The organism is Candidatus Enterococcus myersii, from assembly GCF_017316025.1.
GTDB classification, from domain to species: Bacteria; Bacillota; Bacilli; order Lactobacillales; family Enterococcaceae; genus Enterococcus_C; species Enterococcus_C montenegrensis.
Map to the genome: position 1 here is coordinate 17,873 of NZ_JAFLVT010000016.1, position 26,200 is coordinate 44,072.

21 protein-coding genes and 1 other annotated feature are annotated in these 26,200 nt (G+C 37.7%); of the genes, 4 read left to right on the forward strand and 17 right to left on the reverse strand.

Annotated elements, in window-relative coordinates; genetic code table 11:
• Positions 1–1,677, forward strand: a complete 1,677-nt coding sequence (gene rnjA, locus JZO76_RS10970; RefSeq protein WP_206904288.1) for a ribonuclease J1 — start codon at positions 1–3, stop codon at positions 1,675–1,677.
• Between the two features lie 200 nt (positions 1,678–1,877).
• On the opposite strand, the gene JZO76_RS10975 is transcribed toward rnjA, so the two are convergent.
• From JZO76_RS10975 to JZO76_RS11025, 11 genes are all read right to left on the reverse strand, one after another.
• Positions 1,878–2,078, reverse strand: coding sequence for a cold-shock protein (locus tag JZO76_RS10975; RefSeq protein WP_016172708.1), 201 nt, complete (start codon positions 2,076–2,078; stop codon positions 1,878–1,880).
• A gap of 151 nt (positions 2,079–2,229) precedes the next feature.
• Positions 2,230–2,907 (reverse strand): RadC family protein, encoded by a 678-nt coding sequence (gene radC, locus JZO76_RS10980; protein WP_206904289.1) that lies wholly within the window; start codon positions 2,905–2,907, stop codon positions 2,230–2,232.
• Positions 2,908–2,964: 57 nt separating this feature from the next.
• Positions 2,965–3,621 (reverse strand): HAD family hydrolase, encoded by a 657-nt coding sequence (locus JZO76_RS10985; RefSeq protein ID WP_206904292.1) that lies wholly within the window; start codon positions 3,619–3,621, stop codon positions 2,965–2,967.
• Positions 3,611–4,930 carry a bifunctional folylpolyglutamate synthase/dihydrofolate synthase gene (locus JZO76_RS10990; RefSeq protein WP_206904294.1) on the reverse strand — a complete coding sequence of 440 codons (1,320 nt, stop codon included), beginning with the start codon at positions 4,928–4,930 and terminating at the stop codon, positions 3,611–3,613. The genes JZO76_RS10985 and JZO76_RS10990 overlap by 11 nt, the downstream gene beginning before the upstream one ends.
• A gap of 361 nt (positions 4,931–5,291) precedes the next feature.
• Entirely contained in the window at positions 5,292–7,931 is a 2,640-nt protein-coding gene (locus tag JZO76_RS10995; RefSeq protein WP_206904299.1) for a valine--tRNA ligase, read from the reverse strand.
• A 238-nt stretch (positions 7,932–8,169) separates the two neighbouring features.
• Positions 8,170–8,380 (reverse strand) — a binding site (T-box leader).
• A 41-nt stretch (positions 8,381–8,421) separates the two neighbouring features.
• Entirely contained in the window at positions 8,422–8,913 is a 492-nt protein-coding gene (tpx, locus tag JZO76_RS11000) for a thiol peroxidase (RefSeq protein WP_206904302.1), read from the reverse strand.
• An 84-nt stretch (positions 8,914–8,997) separates the two neighbouring features.
• On the reverse strand, positions 8,998–9,663 hold the full coding sequence (locus tag JZO76_RS11005; protein ID WP_206904304.1) for a redox-sensing transcriptional repressor Rex: 666 nt from the start codon (positions 9,661–9,663) through the stop codon (positions 8,998–9,000).
• Positions 9,664–9,914: 251 nt separating this feature from the next.
• Positions 9,915–11,477 carry a SpaH/EbpB family LPXTG-anchored major pilin gene (locus tag JZO76_RS11010; RefSeq protein ID WP_206904306.1) on the reverse strand — a complete coding sequence of 521 codons (1,563 nt, stop codon included), beginning with the start codon at positions 11,475–11,477 and terminating at the stop codon, positions 9,915–9,917.
• 344 nt (positions 11,478–11,821) lie between these two features.
• A complete protein-coding gene (gene thiI / locus JZO76_RS11015; protein WP_206904309.1) occupies positions 11,822–13,033 on the reverse strand; it encodes a tRNA uracil 4-sulfurtransferase ThiI in 1,212 nt (403 codons plus the stop codon).
• An 18-nt stretch (positions 13,034–13,051) separates the two neighbouring features.
• A complete protein-coding gene (locus tag JZO76_RS11020; RefSeq protein WP_206904311.1) occupies positions 13,052–14,194 on the reverse strand; it encodes a cysteine desulfurase family protein in 1,143 nt (380 codons plus the stop codon).
• Positions 14,195–14,346: 152 nt separating this feature from the next.
• Positions 14,347–15,156, reverse strand: a complete 810-nt coding sequence (locus JZO76_RS11025; protein ID WP_206904313.1) for an AraC family transcriptional regulator — start codon at positions 15,154–15,156, stop codon at positions 14,347–14,349.
• Positions 15,157–15,257: 101 nt separating this feature from the next.
• Here JZO76_RS11025 and JZO76_RS11030 point away from each other — a divergent pair, with 101 nt between their 5' ends.
• Positions 15,258–17,054, forward strand: a complete 1,797-nt coding sequence (locus JZO76_RS11030) for a glycoside hydrolase family 2 protein (protein ID WP_206904315.1) — start codon at positions 15,258–15,260, stop codon at positions 17,052–17,054.
• A gap of 195 nt (positions 17,055–17,249) precedes the next feature.
• On the opposite strand, the gene ezrA is transcribed toward JZO76_RS11030, so the two are convergent.
• Entirely contained in the window at positions 17,250–18,974 is a 1,725-nt protein-coding gene (gene ezrA / locus JZO76_RS11035; protein WP_206904317.1) for a septation ring formation regulator EzrA, read from the reverse strand.
• A gap of 397 nt (positions 18,975–19,371) precedes the next feature.
• Between ezrA and JZO76_RS11040 the strand changes: the two genes are divergently transcribed.
• Positions 19,372–20,721, forward strand: a complete 1,350-nt coding sequence (locus JZO76_RS11040; RefSeq protein ID WP_206904318.1) for an aspartate kinase — start codon at positions 19,372–19,374, stop codon at positions 20,719–20,721.
• Positions 20,722–20,748: 27 nt separating this feature from the next.
• Here the strand turns inward: JZO76_RS11040 and JZO76_RS11045 are convergent, their stop codons facing one another.
• Positions 20,749–21,279: an HAD family hydrolase gene (locus JZO76_RS11045; protein ID WP_206904319.1), complete on the reverse strand. Its 531-nt coding sequence runs from the start codon at positions 21,277–21,279 to the stop codon at positions 20,749–20,751.
• Between the two features lie 40 nt (positions 21,280–21,319).
• Positions 21,320–22,159, reverse strand: a complete 840-nt coding sequence (locus tag JZO76_RS11050) for a Cof-type HAD-IIB family hydrolase (protein ID WP_206904320.1) — start codon at positions 22,157–22,159, stop codon at positions 21,320–21,322.
• Between the two features lie 168 nt (positions 22,160–22,327).
• Here JZO76_RS11050 and JZO76_RS11055 point away from each other — a divergent pair, with 168 nt between their 5' ends.
• Positions 22,328–23,296, forward strand: a complete 969-nt coding sequence (locus tag JZO76_RS11055) for an asparaginase (protein WP_206904325.1) — start codon at positions 22,328–22,330, stop codon at positions 23,294–23,296.
• Between the two features lie 128 nt (positions 23,297–23,424).
• Here the strand turns inward: JZO76_RS11055 and JZO76_RS11060 are convergent, their stop codons facing one another.
• From JZO76_RS11060 to JZO76_RS11070, 3 genes are all read right to left on the reverse strand, one after another.
• Complete coding sequence (locus tag JZO76_RS11060) at positions 23,425–24,159, reverse strand: acyl-ACP thioesterase domain-containing protein (protein ID WP_206904327.1); 735 nt, start codon at positions 24,157–24,159, stop codon at positions 23,425–23,427.
• Positions 24,160–24,349: 190 nt separating this feature from the next.
• Positions 24,350–25,183, reverse strand: a complete 834-nt coding sequence (locus tag JZO76_RS11065) for a fructosamine kinase family protein (RefSeq protein ID WP_206904329.1) — start codon at positions 25,181–25,183, stop codon at positions 24,350–24,352.
• 16 nt (positions 25,184–25,199) lie between these two features.
• On the reverse strand, positions 25,200–25,982 hold the full coding sequence (locus JZO76_RS11070) for a tyrosine-protein phosphatase (RefSeq protein ID WP_206904331.1): 783 nt from the start codon (positions 25,980–25,982) through the stop codon (positions 25,200–25,202).
• Between the last annotated feature and the right edge of the window lie 218 nt (positions 25,983–26,200).

Below are 26,200 nucleotides of genomic sequence, written 5' to 3' on the forward strand. Positions count from 1 at the left end.
ATGAAAGTCTCTTTAAAGAACAACGAAACCGGCGTCTTCGGAATCGGTGGTCTCGGTGAGATTGGAAAAAACTGTTATGGGGTACAATTCCAAGATGAAATCATCATCATTGACGCTGGGATCAAATTTCCAGAAGATGAATTACTTGGAATTGACTATGTCATTTCCGATTATAGTTACATCGTGCAAAACTTGCCAAAAGTTAAAGCCCTTGTAATTACTCACGGTCACGAAGACCATATTGGGGGAATCCCCTACTTATTGCGCCAAGCCAATATTCCAATATACGCTGGCCCACTTGCTTTAGCTTTAATTACCAACAAATTGGATGAACACGGACTACTGCGTGATGCCAAACTTCATGAAATTAATGAAGATACGATCATTCGTTTCCGTAAAACTTCCGTTAGCTTTTTCCGCACGACACATAGCATTCCAGATGCTTTAGGGATTGTGGTAAAAACACCATCTGGTAATATCGTTCAAACGGGTGATTTTAAGTTTGACTTTACACCCGTAGGAGAACCTGCAAACTTGCACAAAATGGCACGAATTGGGGAAGAAGGCGTTTTATGCCTTTTATCTGATAGTACCAATGCGGAAATTCCAACTTTTACCAAATCAGAGAAAATTATTGGTACGTCAATTTTAAAAATCTTTGAAAAAATTGAAGGACGAATCATTTTCGCCTCTTTTGCTTCCAACATTTTTCGACTGCAACAAGCTGCTGATGCTGCCGTTGCAACCGGACGCAAAATTGCAGTCTTTGGTCGGAGTATGGAAAATGCCATGATTAACGGTCAGAAATTAGGCTATATAAAAGTTCCCGATGGCACTTTTATTGATGCCCATGAAGTTAATCGCTTGCCAGCAAATGAAGTTTTAATTTTATGTACCGGCTCCCAAGGTGAACCCATGGCAGCTTTAAGTCGCATTGCCAATGGTACTCACCGACAAATTCAAATTCAGCCAGAGGATACCGTGATTTTTTCAAGTTCACCAATTCCAGGAAATACAACGAGTGTTAACCACTTAATCAACTTGTTGATGGAAGCTGGCGCAGAAGTAATTCATGGTAAAATCAACAACATTCATACTTCTGGTCATGGCGGCCAAGAAGAACAAAAATTAATGTTACGTTTAATGAAACCAAAATACTTCATGCCTATTCATGGGGAATATCGGATGTTAAAAATCCATACGCAATTGGCCCAAGATACTGGTGTACCAAAAGAAAATTGTTTCTTAATGGAAAATGGTGATATGCTAGCTTTAACTGCAGACAGTGCCCGTATTTGTGGTCATTTCAATGCTGGAGATGTCTATGTTGACGGTAGTGGTATCGGTGATATCGGAAATGTTGTCTTGCGCGATCGCCATATCTTATCAGAAGAAGGATTAGTTTTAGCCGTTGCAACGGTTGATCTTGCTAAAAAAGAAATTTTAGCTGGTCCAGATATTTTATCCCGCGGTTTTGTTTATATGCGGGAATCCGGTGAAATGATTAACGAAGGTCAAACACTGCTTTTCAAAGCCTTAAGAGAAGCCATGAATCAGCCTGATTGTAATGAGTTCAAATTAAGAGAAGCAATGTCGAATGCTTTGCAACCTTATTTATTTGAAAAAACCGAGCGTCATCCGATGATTTTATCCATGATTATGACACCGGAAAATTAATTTAAAGTAACGACTACGGCACAGTTTAATATTTAAAATACCCCAGTACAAAAGAAAGAGCAAAGCTTAACACAGCTTATTCTTCTTTTAGTACTGGGGTATTTTTATTTAGCCTTAAAATAAGCCCTCCAACTCACCATTATTAAATAAAAAAATCCTCAGAATAAATTCTGAGGATAAAATGCCTATTTAAAAATAGTTTAGGCTTTTTCTACGTTAGTAGCTTGAGGACCGCGGTCTGATTCTTCAACGTCGAAAGTCACTGCTTGACCTTCTTCTAAAGTTTTGAAACCGTCGCCTTGGATTGCAGAGAAATGTACGAATACATCGCTGCCATCTTCACGTGAAATGAAGCCAAAACCTTTTTCTGCGTTAAACCATTTTACTGTACCATGTTCCATGGGTGAAAACCTCCTTGTGCTTTGCACGAATTGATGTGTAACGTTGTTGGCAAAGAATAGAGGTGACCCAAATGTTTCAACTTCTATCGCTAAACCGCTAAACAAAATTACACTAATATTTTACACTTGCCCGATTTTTTTTGCAAGCCTGCTAATTCCATAAACCTTCTTCCCGCAAGCTAATGTATTCGCTACCACCAATCACCAAATGATCCAATAATTCAATTCCCATCATTTCACCACATTCCTTTAGTCTTTTAGTAAAAACGATATCATTATGAGAAGGGGTTGGACTACCAGAAGGATGATTGTGGCAAATCACTATCCGGGCAGCCGCAATTTTAACTGCTATTTTAAAAATCTCACGGGGATGGGCAATCGATTGATTTAACGATCCAATAAAAATTGTCTTTTTTTGTAAAATTTGATTTTTTGTATTTAAATAAATACACAATAAATGTTCCTGCTCGTAATCTTTCATCTCCTCGGCTAACATACAACCCAATTCATAACTTGAAGAAACATGCCCGATTTTAGGACATGACGCCTTTCCTATTCGCTGTCCCAATTCAATTGCAGCCAGTAATTCTGCTGCCTTTGCTTCTCCAATTCCTGAAATTTTAGTTAATTCCTGTAGTTCTGCTCTTTTAAATTGATATAAATCACCAAAGTAATGCAATATTTCTGCAGCAAGCTCTCCTGCAGTGGCGCCTTTATAACCTGTTCGCAAAATAATAGCTAATAATTCTTGTTCTGAAAGCACTTTTGCTCCTTTTTCCTTTAAACGTTCTCGTGGACGCATACTAAGTGGTAATACTTTTTTTCCCATCAAAAAACTCCTTTGCACTCTTTTAAATAAGATACGCAAAGGAGTTGTTATTCATTTTTAACTTAGATAGTTTTTTACTTCATGTAAAGAAGGTAAAACAGCGCGTGTCTTTGCTGCTAACACTTCATCTGGAGGAAGTAAATCCGGAATCATAATTACCGGAATATTCGCTTGAAATGCGGCTAAAACGCCATTTTGTGAATCTTCTAAAACTAATGTTTCTGCCTTTTTGGTCCCTAGAATAGCTTGTGCTGCTAAAAAAATTGCCGGATCAGGTTTAGCCCGCAGTACATCTTCACACGAGACAATCTTAGGAAAATGCTTGCTTAAATCGGCTCGAAACAATAATTCATCGATTACTTTACGTTGATTACTAGAAGCGATGATCCAGTCTATTTTTGCCGCTTGCAGATAAGCTAACAGCTCCATGACCCCCGGCTTTAAAACCGCCTGACCACTAGCAAACATCATTTTCGTATTCTCATAGGAAGCTGCAATAAAATCTGACACTTTTGTTTTACCGAATTTGTGATCAAACATTTCGTGATAGCGTTTTATTACTTCTTCATCTGAAATGCCGAGTAAATCTAGATACAAGTCTTTATCATAGGGAATGCCAAATTTATCAGCCGCTTTTTGGGCACCGGCATAATAAAGTTGCTCTGTATCAAAAATTAATCCGTCCATATCAAAGATAACACCTTTAACTTGCATGTGCGCCCCCCATTTCTAGCAATAAGCTTCTTACCTCTGAAACAAAATACAATGAGCCAGTTACAAGTAACAACGATTCATCATCCATTTTTTCTAAAATCTCGGCCAAGCCAAATTGCCATAAAGAAACAATCGACACCCGCTTATCATCGATATTGACAAAATCATCATCTAATTTGATTGCTCTGGGGTAATCAAATGTCGTTAAATAAATATGACCATTTTTTAGTTTTAGTAATTCTTGTAGCATTTCAGTGACATTTTTTGTCTCTAAAGCTGAAAACAAAATTTGCAATTTGCGACCTTTGAATTCATCTTGCATGGATTCAACTAAGCGCTTCATAGCATGGGTATTATGTGCGCCATCTAAAATAATTAATGGTTCTGAGCTAAGTCGCTCCATGCGAGCTGGCCAAAACGTCTGTTGCAAAGCTTTTTTAATTTCTTTTTCCTGCCAATTAATCTTGTTTAATGCACAATACAATTCAAATAACTGAATTGCAACCCCCGCATTTTCCGGCTGATGACGTCCAATTAGCGCTGTTTTTAAATTTTTTAATTTTCCGTTTTGATTACGAAAATCAAACCATTCGCCCCATTTATCATCTGGATGCAAATAAGTGACCGCGTATTCTTTACCAAAGCGATAAATTTCGGCATTATTTTTTGTGGCGGTATCTATAATGACACCTAATGCATTATCTGCAATATTCCCTGTTACAACTGGAATGTTTGGTTTAATAATCCCGGCTTTTTGCGCTGCAATCTCCTCTAAGGTGTCTCCTAGGATTTCGGTATGGTCATAACCAATCGTCGTTATCCCAGTCAACATCGGCTCCACGATATTGGTAGAATCTAACAATCCGCCTAGACCTACTTCAATAATTGCAACATCGACTTTACCGACAAAGTAATCCAAAGCCAGCGCTGTTAATACTTCAAATTCCGTAATGCCGCTAACTGCCTCTTGCTGATCTAATTTTTCAACTAATGGTTGGTACTTATTTACCAATGTGACCAATTCTTCATCCGTGATAAATTTGCCATTAATGGCAATTCTTTCGTGGAAACTTTCAATATAAGGTGACGTGAAAGTGCCAACGACAATCCCTGCTTCTTGTAACATTTCTTTTAAATAGCTAACAGTTGAACCTTTCCCATTGGTACCGGCAATATGAATTGTTGGTACTTTTTTTTCAGGATGATCAACTAAAGCTAATAATGCTTTAACGCGCTCTAACCCTGGTCTTTGGCCAAAGGGTCTGCGACTGTGAATCCATTCAATTGCTTTACTTCCCGTTTCTACCATTTTTCCCACCTCACCGCTTCATTATAACAAACTCCTAGGTAAAGAAAAAAACAAATCGTTGCCATTAGAAAATACAGCTTAGTTTCATCTCACATTTTTACAACTAAAACCATTGCATCACCAGACACTTATTTTGTCTAATTTCATCACTGAACTTTCATTGACCATAGTGCTACTCCTTTTTAATCTCGATAAAAAGAGAGTAAGGACCTGTGCCCTTACTCTCTTATTTATTTGACGCCGTATTTTTCGTTCTTTTAAAAATAAGCGATTTATTCAAATAGGTATAAAAATCACCTTAGCTTTTTTATTGCTAAAACAAAACACCCATTTCTAATTTAGCTTGATAATACCAAGTGCTTTACTTAATCGTCCGCAATTGTTCAATTCGTTCACTAACTGCCTTTTGTTTATCCAAATAATCGGCTTCTTTGGCCCGCTCTTCTGCTACGACAGCCTCAGGAGCATTTGAAACAAAACGTTCGTTAGCAAGTTTACCTTGGACGCGTTTTACTTCATTGTTCCATTTTGACAATTCTTTTTCTAAACGTTGCAATTCTTCATCAATATTGATTAGACCTGTTAGTGGCAAGTAGATTTTTGCTCCCGTTAAAACAGCAGACATCGCAAGTTCTGGCGCGTCAACTTCCCCTGAGATCACCAACTCTTCTGGGTTGCAGAAGCGTTCAATATAGTTTTTATTGGCAACTAGAAATTCATCAATTTCAGCATCTGTGGTATGAATTAACAAAGTAATTGGTTTAGATAATGGTGTATTCACCTCGGCGCGAATATTTCGTACCGCACGAATCAATTCAATTAAGAATTCCATGCCTTTTACAGCTGCTGCATCGTTAAATTCTGGTTGAACAACTGGATAAGCTGCTGTTACTAGTGACGTTCCTTCATGAGGTAATTTGCTCCAAATCTCTTCTGTTACAAATGGCATGATTGGGTGCAACAAACGCAAGATTTGATCTAGTGTGTAGACCAAAATACTCTTGTTCATTTGTTTAGAACCTTCATCTTCTCCGTATAAAACTTCTTTACTCATTTCAATATACCAATCACAGAAATCATCCCAAATGAAATTGTATAATTGACGACCAGCTTCACCAAATTCAAAGCGATCAAACAAGTCGGTTACTTTTTCAACTGTCTCATTTAAACGGGTTAAAATCCAGCGGTCTGCCACTGTTTTTTCCCCATTTAGATTAATATCTGCAGCGGTCATGCCTTCGACATTCATCAAAACAAAACGAGCAGCATTCCAAATTTTATTGATAAAATTCCAGGCAGCATCCATTTTTTCATAACTAAAACGCACATCTTGACCAGGAGCAGAACCATTGGATAAGAACCAACGCAGGGCATCTGCCCCATATTTGTCAATGACATCCATTGGATCAATCCCGTTACCAAGCGACTTACTCATCTTCCGCCCTTGTTCATCCCGAATTAGCCCATGAATTAAAACGTTGTTAAATGGACGTTCACCAGTAAATTCCAAACTTTGGAAAATCATCCGGCTAACCCAGAAAAAGATAATATCATATCCGGTAACTAATGTATTGGTTGGGAAATAGCGCTTGTAATCTTCACTATCTGTATTAGGCCAACCCATAGTTGAAAATGGCCACAAAGCAGAAGAGAACCACGTGTCCAATACATCTGGATCTTGAACCCAGTTTTCACTATCGCTAGGTTCTTGCATACCGACATACATTTCTCCGGTTTCTTTGTGATACCAGGCTGGGATTTGATGTCCCCACCACAATTGGCGCGAAATTACCCAGTCATGAACATTATCCATCCAACGCAAGAATGTTTGATTAAAGCGGGGTGGGTAAAATTCAACGGCATCTTCTGTTGCTTGGTTTTCAATTGCTTCTTTGGCAAGAGGTGCCATCTTCACAAACCATTGTGTTGATAAGCGGGGTTCCACCACTACGCCGGTCCGTTCTGAATGCCCAACATTATGATTCATTTTTTCAATTTTAACCAAGCGACCGATTTCTTCTAAATCTGAAACGATTAATTTTCGAGCAGCAAAACGATCCATACCAGCATATTTTCCTGCTAAGTCATTCATCGTCCCGTCATCGTTCATGACATTTACCCGTGGCAAGTCGTGACGATTTCCTACTTCAAAGTCATTGGGATCATGAGCTGGCGTAATTTTTACAACCCCAGTTCCAAATTCACGGTCAACATATTCATCGGCGATAATTGGAATTTCTTTATTCACTAATGGCAAAATAACGGTTTTGCCAATATATTGTTGGTACCGCTCATCTTCTGGGTGAACCGCAACCGCAGTGTCTCCTAACATAGTTTCAGGACGGGTTGTCGCAATTTCCAATTCACCGGTTCCATCACTTAAAGGATACGTCATATGATAAAAAGCACCTTCAATATCTTTATGAATCACTTCAATATCTGATAAGGCAGTGCGGGCTTGCGGGTCCCAGTTGATAATATATTCACCACGATAAATCAAATCTTTTTCGTATAAGGTAACAAAAACTTTGCGGACTGCTTCTGACAATCCTTCATCTAAAGTAAAACGTTCCCGAGAATAATCTAAAGAAAGACCCATTTTAGCCCATTGCTCACGAATATGATCGGCATATTCATCTTTCCATTCCCAAACGTTATCAATAAATTTTTCCCGACCCAAATCATAACGAGAGATTCCTTGTTCCCGCAATTTTTCTTCTACTTTGGCCTGCGTTGCAATACCGGCATGATCCATTCCTGGTAGCCATAACGTATCAAAACCTTGCATCCGTTTTTGGCGAATAATCATATCTTGCAAGGTTGTATCCCAAGCATGACCTAAGTGTAATTTTCCGGTAACATTTGGTGGTGGGATCACAATAGAATAAGGTTTTGCTTTTTTATCCCCACTTGGTTTAAATAAATCTTCGTCCAACCATTTTTGATAACGGCCTGCTTCCACTTCTTGTGGATTATACTTTGTTGATAAATTATCAGACATTTTTTTGCCCCCTTAAATTTTAAAAATTAACTAGCCTTTGCAAATCAAAACTTTAATCTCAACCGCCTGTAAACTAAACAATAAAAATTCAGCGCTTGATTTCTCGTATGAAAAATAATTTTTCATGCTAAAACATCTTCGCTATAAAATGAATCCTTGCTACTTTAATAAACCAATAAAAATTATTCTTAAAACTTAAATCTGTTTAACAATAAAAAAAGTCCTAAGATGCCAAGCATCTTAGGACGTAAATTTACGCGGTACCACCTAATTTGTAGATCACTCTACCTCTTAAGCGTGAGTTAACGGTCACGAAACGTTTGATTTTACTAAAATTTCCAATCAAAGACTCCCAAGCTACCTTCACAAAACTTACGTGGAAATCTCTCAGCTGTGATTTCCTCTCTCAAACGCAGTCTTCTGCTACTCCTCTTGTTCAACGTCTTGGCTTATTCTACAATGAAGCATACCAAGTGTCAAATCAGAATTTTTAAATTAAACTTTTCGCCGCTGCTAGCGCTTTTTCATAATCTGGCTCTTGACTAATTTCTGGTACGATTTCCCGATATTGAATCACGCCTTCTTTATCCAAAACAAAAATAACGCGGGCATAGTGATCGGTTGCTGGAATTAATAAATGATAGTTTTCATCCATCGTATTATCCGGATCATGAAGCATTAACATATCTACGCCTTCTTGCCCACACCAAGCAGCTTGTTCTACTTTGGTATTATTTGAAATAGTGGCAAAATTAAGCTCTTTTATTTGGCTTGCTTCCATATTAAAACGTTTGGTTTGAATAGCACAAACACGGGTATCAATATCTGGCACAACACTTAAAATTGTTGGTTTATCTAAAAAATCGGTAACCGTATGTTTAACATCTTGTAAATCTGCTAAAGTAAAAGCTGGCGCTTTTTCACCAACGGCTGGTTGTTCACCGGGTAATGTTACGGGTTGACCTTTTTTTGTTAATTTCATTTTATCTTCTCCTTTTACTGATGTTGTAAAATATCTTGCTACATTCAGTATAGATAAGGATCGGTAAAAAACCAAAAATACTGCTTAACTATTTGCCACCGCTGTTTTATCTTGATACGTTTGATCAAAGAAAATCAATGTCTGTAATTCTGTCGTTAAGTCAATGTATTGCACATGCACATTTCCTGGTACGTCCACACGGTCTGGTGCAAAATTTAAAATCGCCGTAATCCCAGCTTTTACAATCACATTTACTGCTTCTTGCGAGAACTGACTTGGCACAGTTGAAATTGCAACCGTCACACACTTTTCCTTTGCAATTGTGTCAAATTCGGCCATGCTATAAATTTCATGACCATCAATCACTTTTCCGACTAAATCTGGATTATTATCAAAAACCGCAACAATATTCAAATTACTGTTACGCCGAAAATTGTTGTTTGCTAATGCTTTCCCTAGATTTCCAAAGCCAACTAAAGCAATTCTTTTTTCTTCATTGGTATCTAAAATACTATTAAAAACCTCAATCAAATAACTAACATCATAGCCATAACCACTTCGACCCAATTCCCCTAAATGGGAAAAATCGCGTCGAATAGTAGCAGAAGGAACTTGTGTGATCTCTGCAAATTCTTTTGATTTAATTCGTTTAATACCGGAGTCTTGTAACATATTTAAATAGCGTAAATATAAAGGCAAACGTTTCGCTGTTGCCTTAGGAATCTGTTTTAACTTACTATCTTCGACCATGATTGGCTCCTTTGTTCGTTTTTTCACATAGTCAGTGTATCATGCCACAGACATCCTCGCAAGTTATTTTGATAGCAAAACAAATTCACAAAATTTTTTTAATAACAAAAAATGATAGATCTATCTGTTGGTCACAAAATTTAAAAAAAATATCAATTCAATTTGCCTCATATTTTTGCCATAATCTCGCAGCAAGGCTTTTTTACGCAAAAAAAGGAAAGCCGCAGCTTTCCTTTTTCAAGTATTAAATTTTATACTTCTTCGTTCACTTTAGATTTGCGGTACCAGATGAATGCACCTGCCATCAATGCCGCACCTACTGCTAGGAATGCGATGATACCAGTGCCACCAGTTGAAGGTAAAATACCCTCTTCGATATTTTCCACTTTTGTCGGAACTACTGTTTTACCTTTAGCATGTGCAACGGTAAATTTAACAGGTTCAGTCAATGGAACATAGCCACCTTTGGCTTTAGTTTCATGGAAGTCGTAGTCACCATAAGATAGCCCCTTGACTTCAATGCCACCTTTTTCATCAGTTACTAATTCTGTCGTAGCACCTTCTACACCCTTACTAGATAAAGACCAAATACCAGTAGTATCGTCTTTCTTAAAGTAAAGTGCATCTTCAGGTTTGCCATCGCGAGCTGTAATGGCAAATTCTACTCCAGCTAATGCTTCACCTGTATTTTTGTCAACTTTTTCAAATTTATGACCGCCATAGACTAAGTTAGGTGTGTTATACTCAAAAGATTCATCCCCAACTTTAACAGTAGCCTTATTGGTAAATGTTTGATCTGTTTCAGCTTTATCCGTAACTTTCATTTTGTAGGTAATTGTTAATTGTTTCCCACGATTTGCAAAGAGTGCAGCAGAATCAACCTTGAAATCAATTTTAAAACCACCTGTAGCATTATCCTTGGTCACAACATAATCTTTATCTTTGCCCTCTTCCAGAGTAACTCCTGAAATAGCAAGAGATCCTTCTTGGAAATCTAAGCTTCCAGCAGGTTTTGGTGTATCGGTAACTACATAATCACTAGCATCAGCAATACCTGCAGGAATAGTCGTTGTAATTGTATAGTCGTGAATTGCCCCTACTTGTGTACCATAAGTTTTATTTCCATTACCAGCATCTGACACTGTTACTTCGGCTAAACCTTCTGTCTTTAATTCTTTCTTGCCTTCTTCAGCAATTTTATTTTTCGGATACAAACTAATATCGTCTAAATATTGGTAAACGCCACTTCCTTTTTGTGTTTCAACTCGTACAGGCATCGAAACAATTAAAGGTGCAGCACTTTGAGTAACATTTGCAGGTTTAAAGCTTTCAATAAACATATAAACCTTATACTTGCCATCTGCTCCTTTAGTTGGAAGACTGTCCCAAGTAGCTTTCCCTTTATCATCAGTTACCTTTTCAGCATCCACTAAAGTACCGATTTTTTCTAAAGTATCGTAACCTGTTTGAGGTGTTTTCTCCTCAATAGCATTCGCCATGCCTTGAATTTTTTGAATAGTAGCTGTAGCTGATAATTTTTCTTCTTTCTGAATCTTATAGAACGTATCTGAAATATCATAGGCTTTGAACTTAACGTCTTTTAACGCTTCTCCTGGGAAAACCATTGGTTCCCCAGTATTCTGAATGTCTTCTGCAGGATAACCAGCTTTAAACGCTTTTTTGAATAAAGAAACCTTAACATTTTCAGGTACCTCATCAACTCGGTCAGCCCCTCCAACAATTCCGCCAACAAACAATGGTACTAACATCGTAATAATTGCCAACAGTCCAAACAACTTCGATTTGTGTTTCATTTTGTTTCCCTCCCTCTTTCTTTTAGCTAGACTTCATCATTTTTTTTTGGATTTCTAACCTAAATTAATCATATCAGAGGATTTTATAGGGGGCAAAGTTTAGCCAAATGGTGATTCATCAACTGTTTTAAGCGCTTGCGTGTTTTTTTACAAAGAAAAAAAGAGGCGGGATGCCTCTTTCATCATTTTCTAATTGTTATTTAATTTTAGATAAATATCATTTCAAGCAAAATCAAGGAAAAATATTTCTAACTTTGATTGAAAATAACGTCATTTTTGCTGACATATTTTTTTATTATTTCAAATAAAAATCACGCATTAACGCACTTTTTCGTACTTTTTACCTATAATAGATCAGCAAATTCTGCTTCTTTTTCACGGGTGGCATTGGAGGTGATTTCTTCAATTTTAAGACCGTTTAATGCGCGTAGAATCATACCATCAATATCTAATGCTTTCTCATAATGATGAACTTTGTCTAAATTCGGGCGTGTTTTCGGTTGGGGTGGGGCAAAAATTGTACAGCAGTCTTCAAAAGGTTGAATCGCCAATTCAAAGGTGTCGATTGCTTGTGCGATTTCAATGATCTCTAATTTATCCATTGTAACAACTGGACGAATAATCGGCGTTGTGGAGACTTCATTAATAGCCACCATACTTTGTAATGTTTGAGAAGCAACTTGTCCCAATGACTCACCATTTATAATGACTAACCCTTTACGCACCTCACGAATTGCATCGGTTAAGCGTAACATCATTCGCCGCGTTAAAGTCATCCAGTAACCTTGTGGCACTTTTTTCTTGATTTCTTCTTGAATTTCAGTAAATGGTACTTCGATAAATTGAATATTGCCGACATAAGGTGTCAATTTTTCGGTTAAGTCTTTGGCTTTTTGCAATGCCTGCTCACTTGTATAAGGCGGACTAGCAAAATGTACTGCTTCGATTTCAACGCCGCGTTTCATAGCTAGATAACCCGCCACTGGTGAATCAATTCCGCCAGAAAGCATCAACATTCCTTTGCCACTGGTTCCAACCGGTAAGCCGCCAGCACCTTTTATGGTTTCATAAGACAAGTAGACACCATCTAAGCGAATTTCCACCCGCAAATTAATATCTGGCATTTTCATTTGGACTTTAATATCCGGATATAATGAAAAAACATAGCTACCTAATGTTTGATTTAACTCATTACTTGTCAATTCAAAATCATGGTCTGAACGTTTGGCGTTAATTTTAAAAGTTTCACTGCCAGTGTAGGCATAGGCCATAATTTGCGCGATACCTGCTTTAATTGCAGCGATATTTTTTTCAACCCGCAAGCTCGGTGAAAAATTTTGAATGCCAAAAACTTTTTGCAACCGCTCAATTACAGGTTGACTATCTTCGCCATTTAATAAAATGTGCATCCGGTCTCGTTGGGCGTCAATTTTTAAATTGGGATAAGCAGCCAGTGCGCTTTTTACATTGTCTGCTAATTGCCGAATAAAGCTGCGGCGGTTTTTCCCTTTTGTGGAAAGTTCCCCGTACCGCACCATGATTTCTGTGTAGTTCACCTTAAAACTCCTGTTCTATTAATTGATTTTACTGAATTTTTGATAAAGCTGATGGAAAACAATTAAAAATTGTTCCACTTCAGCCATTGTGTTGCTTTCATCTAGACTAACGCGAATCGCAGTAGTTGCCAAATTAGCAGGTACATTCATCGCGTGTAAGGTACTGCTTTCAACATGTTTAGGACTTGAGCAGGCACTTGTAGTAGAAACAAAAATTTGTTTTTCTTCTAAAGCATGAACTAAAACTTCGCCACGAATGTCTTTAATTCCAAAACATAAGATATGCGGTGCGTAATTTTCTTCCCCGCTAAAAATCGTTACCTTCTCATATTTTACTAAAGCTTCATATAAGTATTTACGTAATGTTGGCACATGATCAGGCCGCTTAGCTTTTTGCTCCAATGTTAAGCGCAATGCTTTTGAAGCCGCAACAATCCCTGGCACGTTTTCTGTACCACTCCGTTGATTATTTTCTTGGCCGCCTCCTGTTAATAGCGGAGCGATTCTGCGACCTTTGCGCCAAAAGATAAAGCCTACGCCACGAGGACCGTGAAATTTATGTGCCGAAAAAGTGGCGAAATCTACTCTTGGTGTTAACCACTCTTCTTGAGAAACTTTTCCAATAGCCTGCACGGCATCTACATGAAAGTGAATTTTCGGATAATCTTTTAAAACTTCACTAATTGCTTGAATTGGCTGTAGGGCACCAACTTCATTATTAACCGCCATAACAGAAACTAAAATTGTATCTTTGCGAATTAAATCTTTTAATTTTGTAACATCAACTAGTCCATCTTTTCCTACGGGAGCTACACTAACTTCAAACCCATTTTCTGCTAATTGAGCGGCCGTTTCACTAACTGCCGGATGTTCAACACTGGAAATAATAATATGGCGTCCAAAGTCCTTTTTATCCAAAGCGGTACCTTTTAAAACCCAGTTATCTCCTTCTGTTCCCCCAGAAGTGAAATATATTTCATTAGCCTGCACTGCTAGTAGCTCAGCGATTTGCTTACGAGCTTGTTGCAGTAAACGATTTGCCTGATTGCCTAAATCGTGAAGACTAGAAGGATTTCCAATAATCCGTTGACTCGTCTTCAGATAGGCATCCAGCGCAAGTGGTGCGATGGCTGTCGTCGCACTGTTGTCAAAATATATCATGAAAAAAACTTCCCTTCTCAAATTCTTTCCTATTATAAACGGACATTCGTCTGGTTTCAAGGTAACGTACTTTATCTTTTCCTAAAGAAAGTAGTTTCGCTGTGCATGTTGCCATTTTTAATCGTTACTTTTTTATAAATATCTGATAAAACTTACTTTTTGCGCCAAGCCGTTGGTGTCATGCCCGTTTTTTGTCGGAATACATTGGAAAAATAATGCTCATCAGAAAAATTTAACCGCGCAGCAATTTCTTGGACACTTAATAGTGTTTCTTTTAGCAATAATTGCGCAGACTCAATTTTTTTACTTAGATAATAGGCATACGGCGTCTGCTGAAAGTAGCGCTTAAATTGCCGTGTAAGCTGTGATGGCGATAAACTGGCTACATTTGCTAACTCGTCTAAGGTAACATTTTCTTGCAGATGATTATCTAAATATTCTTTGACTGCTTGTATGTTGCTTGGTACCAAATGGTGTTGCTGTGGTTGCCCTTCAGCTAAAATAAGTAGAATTTCATGAAATAGTAGTGCGCATGTAGCACTGCGTTCTTGTGTCGTGCCTTTTTTTTCGCAGGCAGTGAGCATTCTTTGCAAAACATTAAAAGTATCCGTTTGAAAGAAAACATATTGTCTTTGTAATTGATAGGTTTGCATCAATTGCTGGCACAACGCTCCAGAAACATTCACCCAGATTTTATGAAAAGGTTCCTTATCATCAGACCAATAGCGATGTTGGTGCCCCAGTGGTAATAAAAAGCTATCCCCGGCTTTGACTTCGTGTAAAAGCCCATCTACTTCGATCATTCCCTTGCCGGCGATAACATATTCCAAGCTATAGAGTTTTGAATCAACGCGATTCACAAAATAGCCTTTAAAAGGAAAAGTAATGCCAGCCAGTTCAACTCGAAATTGATCAGGGTTGGAAAACTGACTGGGTAAAAAGCTCAAAATATATTCTTTCATTTGCGTGTATTCCTCACTTAATTAGCTCTATTCTGCATTTTTTTAAATCCTTATGATTGTATACTATACATAACACAATAAATCGTCAATGGAGGAAAAAAATGACTACAACAATCCCTAGACCAGAACATCCCAATCCACAAAAAATGCGGGAAAATTGGCGCAATCTAAACGGAACTTGGAATTTTGCCTTTGATTTTGGCCGCAGTGGCCGCGATCGTAATTGGCACAAAGTCACTAATGATACGAAAAATACCGTCTTAAATACAAATGAAAATATTTTTGAGAATTGGCAAAGTGCGCCAAATGAAAATCCTTTTACGCAGCAGATTACCGTTCCTTTTTGCCCTGAAAGTAGCCTTTCTGGCATTGGCTACCAAGATTTTATTCCTGCTTGCTGGTACCAACGAGAAATTATTTTAACGAAAGAAGAAGTCACAAAATGCTGTCATTTACATTTTGGTGCTGTCGATTATTTTTGCGAAGTATTCGTTAACGGACACTCAGTTGGAACCCATCAAGGCGGCTACGCTTCTTTTTATTTTGATATTTCAAAAGTGATGCACGCTGGGAAAAATACTATCATTGTTTATGCTGAAGACAATATGAAGGAAAATCGTCAACCGGTTGGGAAACAAAGTCGCTTTTTTTACTCCCGCGGCTGTGATTACACCCGTACAACTGGCATTTGGCAAACGGTCTGGCTCGAATTTTTGCCACCAAAACATATTAAAACATTGCGCTACTTTCCTAATATTGCTGAAGGTAAAATTGCAATTGAAGTCATTACCAATGGCAGCGGCAAGTTAAACGCAACTGCTTTTTATCAAGGTGAAAAGATGGGAGAAGCTACTAGCGTTTTAACAGGTAACCAGACCATGCTTGAAATTTCCTTAGCAAAAACCCACTTGTGGGAACTAGGAGCCGGTCGGTTATATGATATTACTTTTACTTTTGAAGAAGATATTTTACAAAGTTATTTTGGACTACGAGAAGTTGCTATGTCTGGTTATCGCTTTTTGTTAAACGGGCGTTCTGTTTTCCAGCGGACTGTCTTAGATCAAGGATTTTATCCAGCCGGAATTTATACTGCTCCTAGTGATGAGGATTTAAAAAAGGACATTGAACTTTCGCTTGCTTGTGGTTTCAACGGCGCACGTCTGCATGAGAAAGCTTTTGAATCGCGCTTTTTATATCATTGTGATCGCGCCGGTTATCTCGTCTGGGGTGAGATGGCCAATTGGGGATTAGATTTATCGGAGTCTGAAGCTGTTTTCCACTTTTTACCAGAATGGCAAGAATTACTCCAGCGCGATTTTAATCATCCAGCTATTGTAACTTGGTGTCCTATGAATGAGACTTGGGATGTCAATGGGCGCAAACAACGTGACGAGATCGTTGAACTCATTTATCATACGACCAAACAATTTGATTCTACCCGTCCAATTGTTGACACCAGTGGAAATTATCATGTTGTAACCGACATTTATGACCTTCATGATTATTGCCAAGACCCGGCAGTATTTAAGGAACATTTCACTGGTTCACTACAAGAAAATGGCGAGTTTTGGGATGAGCATCACCTGCGTCAAAGTTATCAAGAAGGTCTGCCTTATTGCGTAAGTGAATACGGTGGTATCAAATGGGACCCAGATAATAAGCCAGAAAACGCTTGGGGATATGGCGACGCTCCCCAAACTGAAGAAGAATTTTTTGCACGCTATCGCGGATTAACCGATGTTTTGTTGCAACATGAAAAAATATTTGGTTTTTGTTATACCCAACTTTACGACGTTGAACAAGAACGTAACGGACTTTATTATTACGACCGAAAGCCAAAATTTGATGTACAAAAATTCAAAGAGATCAATTCCCAACACGCCAGAATTGAAGACTGAGCTGTTATATGACACCAGTAGCTTTCTCTTATTTTACTAAAAGACTTTTTACTAATAGATTTGAAAGTGACTAAAAACAAGCGACAGGTGATTTGAATTTAATTTTATTTGTCAAAAAGAGCCAAGGAACAATGAAAATGTTCCTTGGCTCTTTAAATAGAAAAAATGCGAGTCACTTTTAGACTCGCATTTTTATTAGACTAAATCACGATTTTTAAAATAGAAGTTTTCGATTCGTTTAAAAGCACCAGGCTCAACTCGTTCTAAGGCTGCCCCGATTTCATCTAAGGCATCTTGATAACGATATTCTTTATTGAACAATTCCAAAGCACCTTCAATTGCAGCTTTAATTTCTGCATGTGAATGACGATATCTGTTTGCGTATTGCATCATTTGTTCTGTTAAAGCAGCTGCATCCACTAAATCATGAGTGTAGCTATCCAAATCTTTAATATCGGCTTCACAGTTTTTCATGATTTTATTAACTTCTTCCATGTTCACCCGGATTTTATTTAACGCTTTACCTAAATCTTCGACCCGATCTGTTGCCATGAAGAAAGCTTCCAAGTAATCATTAGGTAAACCTGGTAAGCGTTGTTTTTCCACGAAGCGTTTTAAATTGCGTAATTGGAATTCAAATTGTTCCACTTTTTCTTGGGCAACTTTCTCACCTTTGCGCAATTCACGTAATTCATGGTCAATTTCAACTTGTTGATTTTCCAAATCATCCAAAATTTTATAAGCATCTTTGTAGAAGGCTTGAATTTCAGAAAATGGCATTTCATGAGCTTCCATTTTAGGTTCCAAATCTTTGTTACGACGGATCAATTCGTCGATTTCAGTTTGGAAGCCACGGACACGTCCTAATTCATTATGATTTAAAGTATACGTTTGTGCGGTATGATCAATTTCAATCATCAATTGGTGATTGTTACGATGAGCATGGGTAATATAATCTGCAATCACTGGTTTGTTTTTCACGACATAACGACGGGCATTGATTTCTCTTTCCATTACTGCATATAAAGAATCAATTCCACTAGCTGTATCGCGATTGGCAACTTCAACTGTATCCACTTCTGTTTTTTCCAAATCACCCATTGAAGTTTCAACGCGTTTTTTCACACGATCAATTTCAGCTTGGAAGTTTTCTTCAGGGAAAACGTAATGGTCTTCTAAAAGTTTTTTATAGCCATCTTGAATTTCTTTCAACTGATCTGGGAAAGTTTTGTTTAATTCTTCGTAAGCTGCTGGAATACGTTTCATACGGTCATCTAATTCATACGTGTGTTGTTCAGCACTTTCTAGCACTTCTCTGGCTTCAACTGGATCACCAGATGTATTTAAGGTAACAAATTGAGTAAATTCAATTTCAATGTTTTTAATTTGCTTTTGTAACTCAGAATATGCTGGACCAAACTCTTCCCCTTGCTCCCGCAATTTTTTCTTCAAGTCTTCATAGATGTCTAAAGCCTTTTGAACTTCGAGTGAATTACGTTCTTCACTTTCACGTAATTCTTTTAGACCAGCGCGAATTTCTTCAACTTCTTTTTCCATCGTATCCATAGTTTGTTCTGCATCAACAATGGCATTTTTGGCTTTGAAAAAGCGGAAAGTTTCATTTAAACTTTCAACTTCAAAAATTTGACTTTCAAGTTCGGCAAATGAAGAAGTAGAGATGTCATTCCATTTCTGGCTCCACTCACGGAAAGTATTTTGGCTTTGACCAACCAAATGCATCTTCTTAACATCATCAACTTCTTCTAAGACCGGCAAATCAAACAAGTGCTCCCTGCGGTCTTCCAGTGCTTGCAATCTTTCCTGATTTTTCTTTCTCATGAAATAACTAATCAGATACAAGATCGCTGCCACAACGATGATGGCGATGACTATTCCAATGATTACATTACTACTTCCCATTGATGGTTCCTCCACTTTCAAAAATAAATATCCGTATAATATGCTGTCTAGCAGCTTTTTTTATCCATTGAATACTATTTTTCTTCTATAGTATTTAAAATTTATCCATCGGTCCACAAGACGTCTACGCTAGATTATAACACAAAGAAAAAAGACTGGCACTAAAGAATAGCAAAATCTTTACAATTTTTTTCAGAAGCTTATTTTCACAAGCCTTTATCAAAAAAACTCTTTATAAACTCTTAAAAAGCTTTTTACCAGCTTTGACTTTGTGATTTTTTTAATAATAACCCTTGCTTTTTTTTACAGTTTTTTGTACCCTTATAGGAAATAATCTCGGCGTAACAAAATAAAAGTAGGTTTTTCAGCCTGAAAATTGCAAAAAGGAGATACTATTATGAAAGTAGTGAAGTTTGGCGGAAGCTCTCTTGCTTCAGCAACCCAAGTTCAAAAAGTCATCGATATCATTACCGATGATCCAAAAAGAAAATTCGTGGTAGTATCTGCCCCAGGTAAACGGGATAAAGAAGATACAAAGGTTACTGATCATCTGATTGCATTTTATGAAGCAAAAATAAAAGATCAAGATGTTAGCGAGTTAATTGCAACCATTGCGGCACGTTATGCAGCTATTGCCAAAGTCTTTAATGTGGATGCCAAAATTATTGAAGACATTACCGCCCGCTTACAAAAGCTAGCAATACTTCCTGTTGAGGGCAACGACTTTTTAAAAGATGAAATTTTGGCAAGTGGTGAAGATAACAACGCCAGACTAGTCGCTGGTATTTTACAAGCACAAGGTGTAAACGCGCGCTATGTAAATCCCAAAGACTTTGGCATCATTGTCTCAAGTGAACCTGGCAATGCCCGAATTTTATTTAAGGCTTATCAAAAAATGAAAAAATGGGCTGACACAAAAGAAGTTTTAATTATCCCTGGTTTCTTTGGTTATACCGAAGGGGGTCAAGTTTGTACTTTTTCCCGTGGCGGTTCAGACATTACAGGTTCCATCGTTGCCGCTGGGGTGAAAGCTGAGTTATATGAAAACTTCACCGACGTCGATGGTATTTATGCCGCTCATCCAGGTTATATTCACAAACCAGAAATTATCAAGGAGCTAACTTATCGTGAAATGCGTGAACTTGCCTATGCTGGCTTTACCGTTTTCCATGATGAAGCCTTAATGCCTTCTTACCGCGCCAAAATTCCGGTGGTGATTAAAAATACAAATAATCCTCTCTGCCAAGGAACAAAAATTACGACTACTCGGGATGCAGTTGATGAACCAGTAGTGGGAATTGCTAGTGATGAAGGTTTCACTATGATTTACATTAGTAAGTACCTTATGAATAGAGAAATAGGTTTTACACGTCGCGTCTTGAGTATTTTGGAAGACTTTGGCTTGAGTTATGAACATATGCCTTCTGGAATTGACGATATTTCAATTGTTCTACGGGCTAATCAGCTAGACAAAACATTAGAAGAAGAACTTTTGCGAACACTTGCCTATGAGATTGATCCCGATGAACTGCGCATCACCCATGATCTTTCGATGATTATGGTAGTTGGTGAAGGCATGCGTCAACGAGTTGGTTGTACCGCAGAAAGCACTGCTGCTTTAGCCCGTAAAAAAATCAACTTGGAAATGATTAACCAAGGTTCTTCTGAGGTCAGCATTATGTTTGGGATTCATAAAGAACAAGAAAAATTAGCGATTCGTACCCTTTATTACACATTCTTTGATTAGTAAATAAAAAACGTAACCCAACAGGAATTAACTTCCTCTTTGGGTTACGTTTTTTTGTCGTTTCAGTTCTGCTTTTATTTTTTCTTCTGGAGCATAATTTTCTTGCCAACTTGCTGGTTTTAATACCTTGTTGGTGATGGGATCATAATGGGGTTTGCCATCTGGAAAAAGTTTATTCATATTGGCGTCGTGCACAATTTCCATCATCGGTTGCGGGTCAACTTTCATTAAAGCAAATGAGCCGTAAGTTAAATAAAGTAAATCAACCAATGCATCTACCTGGCCTACTAATGGATCTGAATCAGCTTGGGTTTTAGTAGCTCGTTTTTGCAATACTTTTTCTTGTGCCGCATCAATGGCTTCATGTAATTTCTCAATACTACTTACAAAGTCACTGGAATTATCCTTTGTACTTTCATAGAGAAATTCAACTAATTCTTCTATTTTAAAACCAGAGCGAAAAATTGCTTCCGTCGCTGTGAATGCCGTCGGTTTTGCGGGGATGCGGGGATCAAAAATTTGGTGAAATTCCGTTGCCATTTCATAGGGGTTTTTCATAATTTGTCTGCCTCACTTTAGCTATCTATTAAAAATCTTCTTACGAAATAATATGATAATAGCGCAATGCTTGCGCAATGCCATTGTGATTATTCGTATCAGTCACATAATTAGCAGTTTCTTTAGTAATTCGCTTGGCATTGCCCATCGCAACTCCGACTCCTGCACCTTTGATCATAGAAATATCGTTGTAATGATCACCAAAAACCATCGCTTCAGAAAGCGCAATGCCTTTATGCTGCAAGAAAACTTCAATCCCTTTTAATTTTGAACCACCCTTTGGCACAATATCAACCGAAAAAGAATTGGAACGGTGAAAACCACAGTCAGGTAATTCTGTTTTTAAAAGTTCTGTTTCAGATTCTGGACTCAACATCATACATTGATAGATTGGCTGATTTAAGATTGTCATTTTTTCATAGTGATCATCTTTTTTATAAAAGCTTAAAACCTGCATAACATTTTGCATCGCTTTAACGGGGAATTTGCTGGGAATAAAACGCGCCAAGCGCTGAACAACAGCTGACTGCCCCAAGCGCATAAGACGACTGCCAGATACAACATTGCGGGTCCCAAAATTAATCGAACGATTATGAGTGTCAGCAAAACGCGTCACTTGTTCTAAAACTTCTGGTTTAAAAGACTGGGCATAAATGGTTTGCTTCGGCGTATAAACTAATTGGCCATTATAGGTGACAAACATATCTAATCCAACATCACCTAATAATTCTTTGACTTTTACGGGATCACGTCCCGTTGCTACGCCAACATATATATTTTTTTCTTGCGCTTTTTTTATCGCATCTTTACTACTAGCCAAAACCTTTCCATTATCTGCTAATAGTGTTCCGTCAATATCAAAAAAAATTGCTTTAATCATCTTTTTTTCCTTTTCATTTTACTATGTTTTAGTTTACCATACTGCTTCAAAATTGCACCAATTCTTAGAAGAGGAAAATCTAATTTCTGACTAGTTTATCTCAAAACAATCAGCTACAATAAACACTGTAAATCTTTTATTACTATTTAAAGTAAGGAAGGAAAAATCATGAAGAAATTACTTGTTTTGCATACAGGTGGCACCATTGCCATGAAAGAAGACCATTTAACGGGCGGCGTTAGTCCTGATGTGGCGAATCCTTTAATGGATGCTAATTTAGAAATTCCTGCTGACGTAGAGTTAGTAGTAGAAGATATCTTTAATTTACCTAGCCCTCATGTAACACCAAATGAGATGTTGCAACTAAAAGAAAGAATCCAAGATGCCAAACTTAGCGGTTTTGATGGTGTTGTTATTACCCATGGGACAGATACATTGGAGGAAACGGCATTTTTCTTAGATACCACAATTGGAAATTTACTACCCATTGTCATCACGGGTGCCATGCGTTCTAGTAACGAACTTGGTAGCGACGGCCTATATAATTTTTTTTCGGCTATTCGCGTAGCCGCATGCAAAGAAGCTAAAGAAAAAGGTGTCCTAGTAGTGATGAACGATGAAATTCATTCTGCTCGCTATGTTACAAAAACACATACAACCAATGTCGCTACTTTTCGAACCCCAACATTAGGTCCTGTCGGTTTAGTAACAAAAAGTCGGATTATTTTTATGCAAGAGGTTTTACCTGCCACCCATATTGATGTGGACAGCGTCACGGGGATGATTCCAATTGTTAAAGCTTACGCCGGCATGCACGGTGACTTATTTGAAGCATTGGCCCATAGTAATATTGATGGTTTGGTCATTGAAGCTCTTGGTGCAGGAAATTTGCCTCCCGACACGATTCCCCCCCTCAAAAAATTATTGGCGCAATCAATCCCAATTATTTTAGTCTCCCGCTGCTTTAATGGTATCGCCGAAGCGGTTTATGATTATGAAGGTGGTGGCGTTCAGTTGCAAAAAATGGGCATTATTTTTGCGAATAGTATCAATTCGCAAAAAGCCCGCTTAAAATTACTTATTGCCAAAAACCGGCAGCTTACCACTGCCGAGTTAAAAGATTTTATTGAAAACTAATCCTCTTTAGACAATAAAATACGTCAAACTTATTCTAGCAGTACATTTAAATAAAATTTTACTAACCCTAACTTTTACAGACACATAAGACCTGTGACAAAATTATTGCCACAGGTCTTTTTTTACTTTTATTTTTCTATCCAACTGATATTGGCTTCACAATAAAGTTGTGTACCAATTTTAATTTCGTGACGACTTTCAATTGTGTCTTCTGCAATAATTTCATAATGACTCATGACTTCATTGCCGTATTCTACTTCTTTGTCAAAGCGGATATTTACTACTTGTGGGACATGGGTAGTCAAAAAATCAAAGCCCAATACATCAATCATCCAGTTAAAATACATCGCGTTATTCACGTGTTGATTACTATCGATGTCGTAAAATCTGACTCGATAAGGCAGGCTCTGGCCATTCGTTACTTTTGTAATAGCTGGGAATCGTTTAATACGTTTAATTTTTTCACTTTCAAAAGGGGCAATAATTTCCTCTGGCACGCTAGCCATTTTACGGTTTTTTATATCCATTAAGACAAATACCGATTCAATCATTAATAATTCGTTGCCTTTTTCATCGTAAAACCAAAAATTTCGATAACAAAAATACTTGTTATACTCCATCGCCTGTGTCGCAATTTGAATAACTTCTCCAACCTTTGGTAACCGATTGATCTTAAAATGATAATTGGTAATCACCCAAGTCAGTCCAAATTGATGAACAAATTCTGCACTACGATTCAATGTATCACTTTGTTCTTCTGATGTCTTAATCGCAACCCCAATCATTGCGGGAAATGTCATTGTTTGATTTACATCACACTCGTAATAAGCGACTTCATGAGTGCGCGTATATTTTACTGCCACAAAAAATTCCTCCTAAATTGAAACCTAGCCTTAAAAGCGATAAATTTTAGTCCAAGTTATCTTCTAAAGGGAGTAAAACTTTCCCCTCTATAAAGTAGCGCTAACTTTAAAAATATAAATTCAGCGATTACGCGATTACTTGTACCTGATTGTTGAAACTTCTAAGTCAAAATTAACTTTTTCTCCGGTTTTAAAAAGCTTGTAAAATTTCATCTACTTGCTCACCATAACTTTCACCAAACTGATTTAAATGAACGAGTAAATAATATAGTTGATAAATCGGCTGCCGCTGTTGCCAGCCCTCCTCTAAGGGAAATAAATCTTCATACGTCGCGATAAACTCCTGACGAAAACCACCAAAAAGCTGGCTCATAGCAATGTCCATTTCCCTGTCTCCATAAGAGACTGCCGGATCAATAAAAACCGGCTTACCCGTGGTATCAAAAAAGTAATTGCCACTCCAAAAATCGCCATGTAATAAACTAGGCATAACCTCGCGTTTTTGCCACGCCTGGTAAATATGTTCTTTTAGGCGTAAGTAGTGCTCTTCTCGTTTGAGATTCCAAACATTGTGCAATTTAGCCAACTCTACTTGTACATCTAACCGACAAGTTAAAAAATAATCAACCCAGTTATTTGTCTGGGCATTTACTTGTGGCAAGACGCCAATATAATTATCTTCGTAAAAACCAAATAATTCTTGCGTATGGTGATGAATCATGCTTAAAGCAGCCGCTAATTCTTCTTGGGTACCTTCTCCTGGTTCAATCCATTCCATGACCAAATAAGAACCTTCTGCCGTCTGTCCCCAATTGTACACTTGCGGCACACGGATGAAGTCTGTGAGTTCTTTTAAGCCATTGACTTCTGCTTGAAAAAAAGACTGGTCAACCCCAGGATGAAATTTTAAAAAGTAATTATTTTCCGCAGTAATAATCCGGTATGATTGATTGACATCCCCGCCGGCAATCGGAATCGCTTTACCATCTAAAGCCAAGGAATCTAAGATTTCTTTTGGCAGCATCTTCATCGCCCCCTTTTTATTTGATTAAATACAATTTTTGTAAGTCTTTTATTTCCCCTTCAGTAAAACCAAGTCCTGTTTTGACGTAATTTTTTAAACTACCGTAATGTTCTCTGGCAGCTGTATAACTTTCCTTTAAATAAAGAGCATCAGCTTTCATCAAGTCTTTAATCCCAGCTACTAATAAGTCTGGCGCCCCTTGTTCTTTGGCTTTTTTTACCATAGCAGATATCCGCTCATTTAAATAGCGATTGGTGGCTAAATAATCTGCCATAATTGTCTGGGCATCTACTTCTAATAAATCCAATACTAATGCCGCACCAAATCCCGTCCGATCTTTACCAGCAGTACAATGAAACAAAACACTCGTATTTTCTGTGTCGTTTTCTAATAGAATTTGCAAAAACTTGCGGTATGCTGCTTGGGCATGCTCATCTTCAATAAAATGACGATAAACTTTAATCATTTGCGCTTTGGCGGTCATTCCCTGTTCCAATTGCTTTAATAACTCTTTGGGTGAAATGGAGACTTTGGTTTCATCATGACCAAAAACCGGTAAAAAATATTCTGCTGCTTGGGGAATTGTTTTATCCGGTGCTTTGGTGGCTTCACTCGGTGAGCGAAAATCCACGACATCTTTTACGCCGTATTGTTGCAATTTTTCTTGATCGTTGAATGACAATTCAGATAAACTTGCACTTCTGATGACCTTGTTCATTCGGACAATACCATTAATAGCCTTATAACCACCTAAATCGCGGACATTGGCTGCTTTTTCTAATTGAATAATCTGTTCCATTTTTTTCTGCCTCCTCTAAAGACAGGGATTTCCCTTGCGTCTATTTAATAAAAAGTATAACAGAAAAATCAAAGTGGCGTATTTATTTTCCTTTCCGGTAAAAGAACTTCTGCTATAAAAGAAGTAATAAAGATTCCTTCTTCTAGCTTTCATAACAAAAAGGACTTATGATTGCCAACAATTGTCCACAATCACAAGTCCTCTGCTACACTAATCGT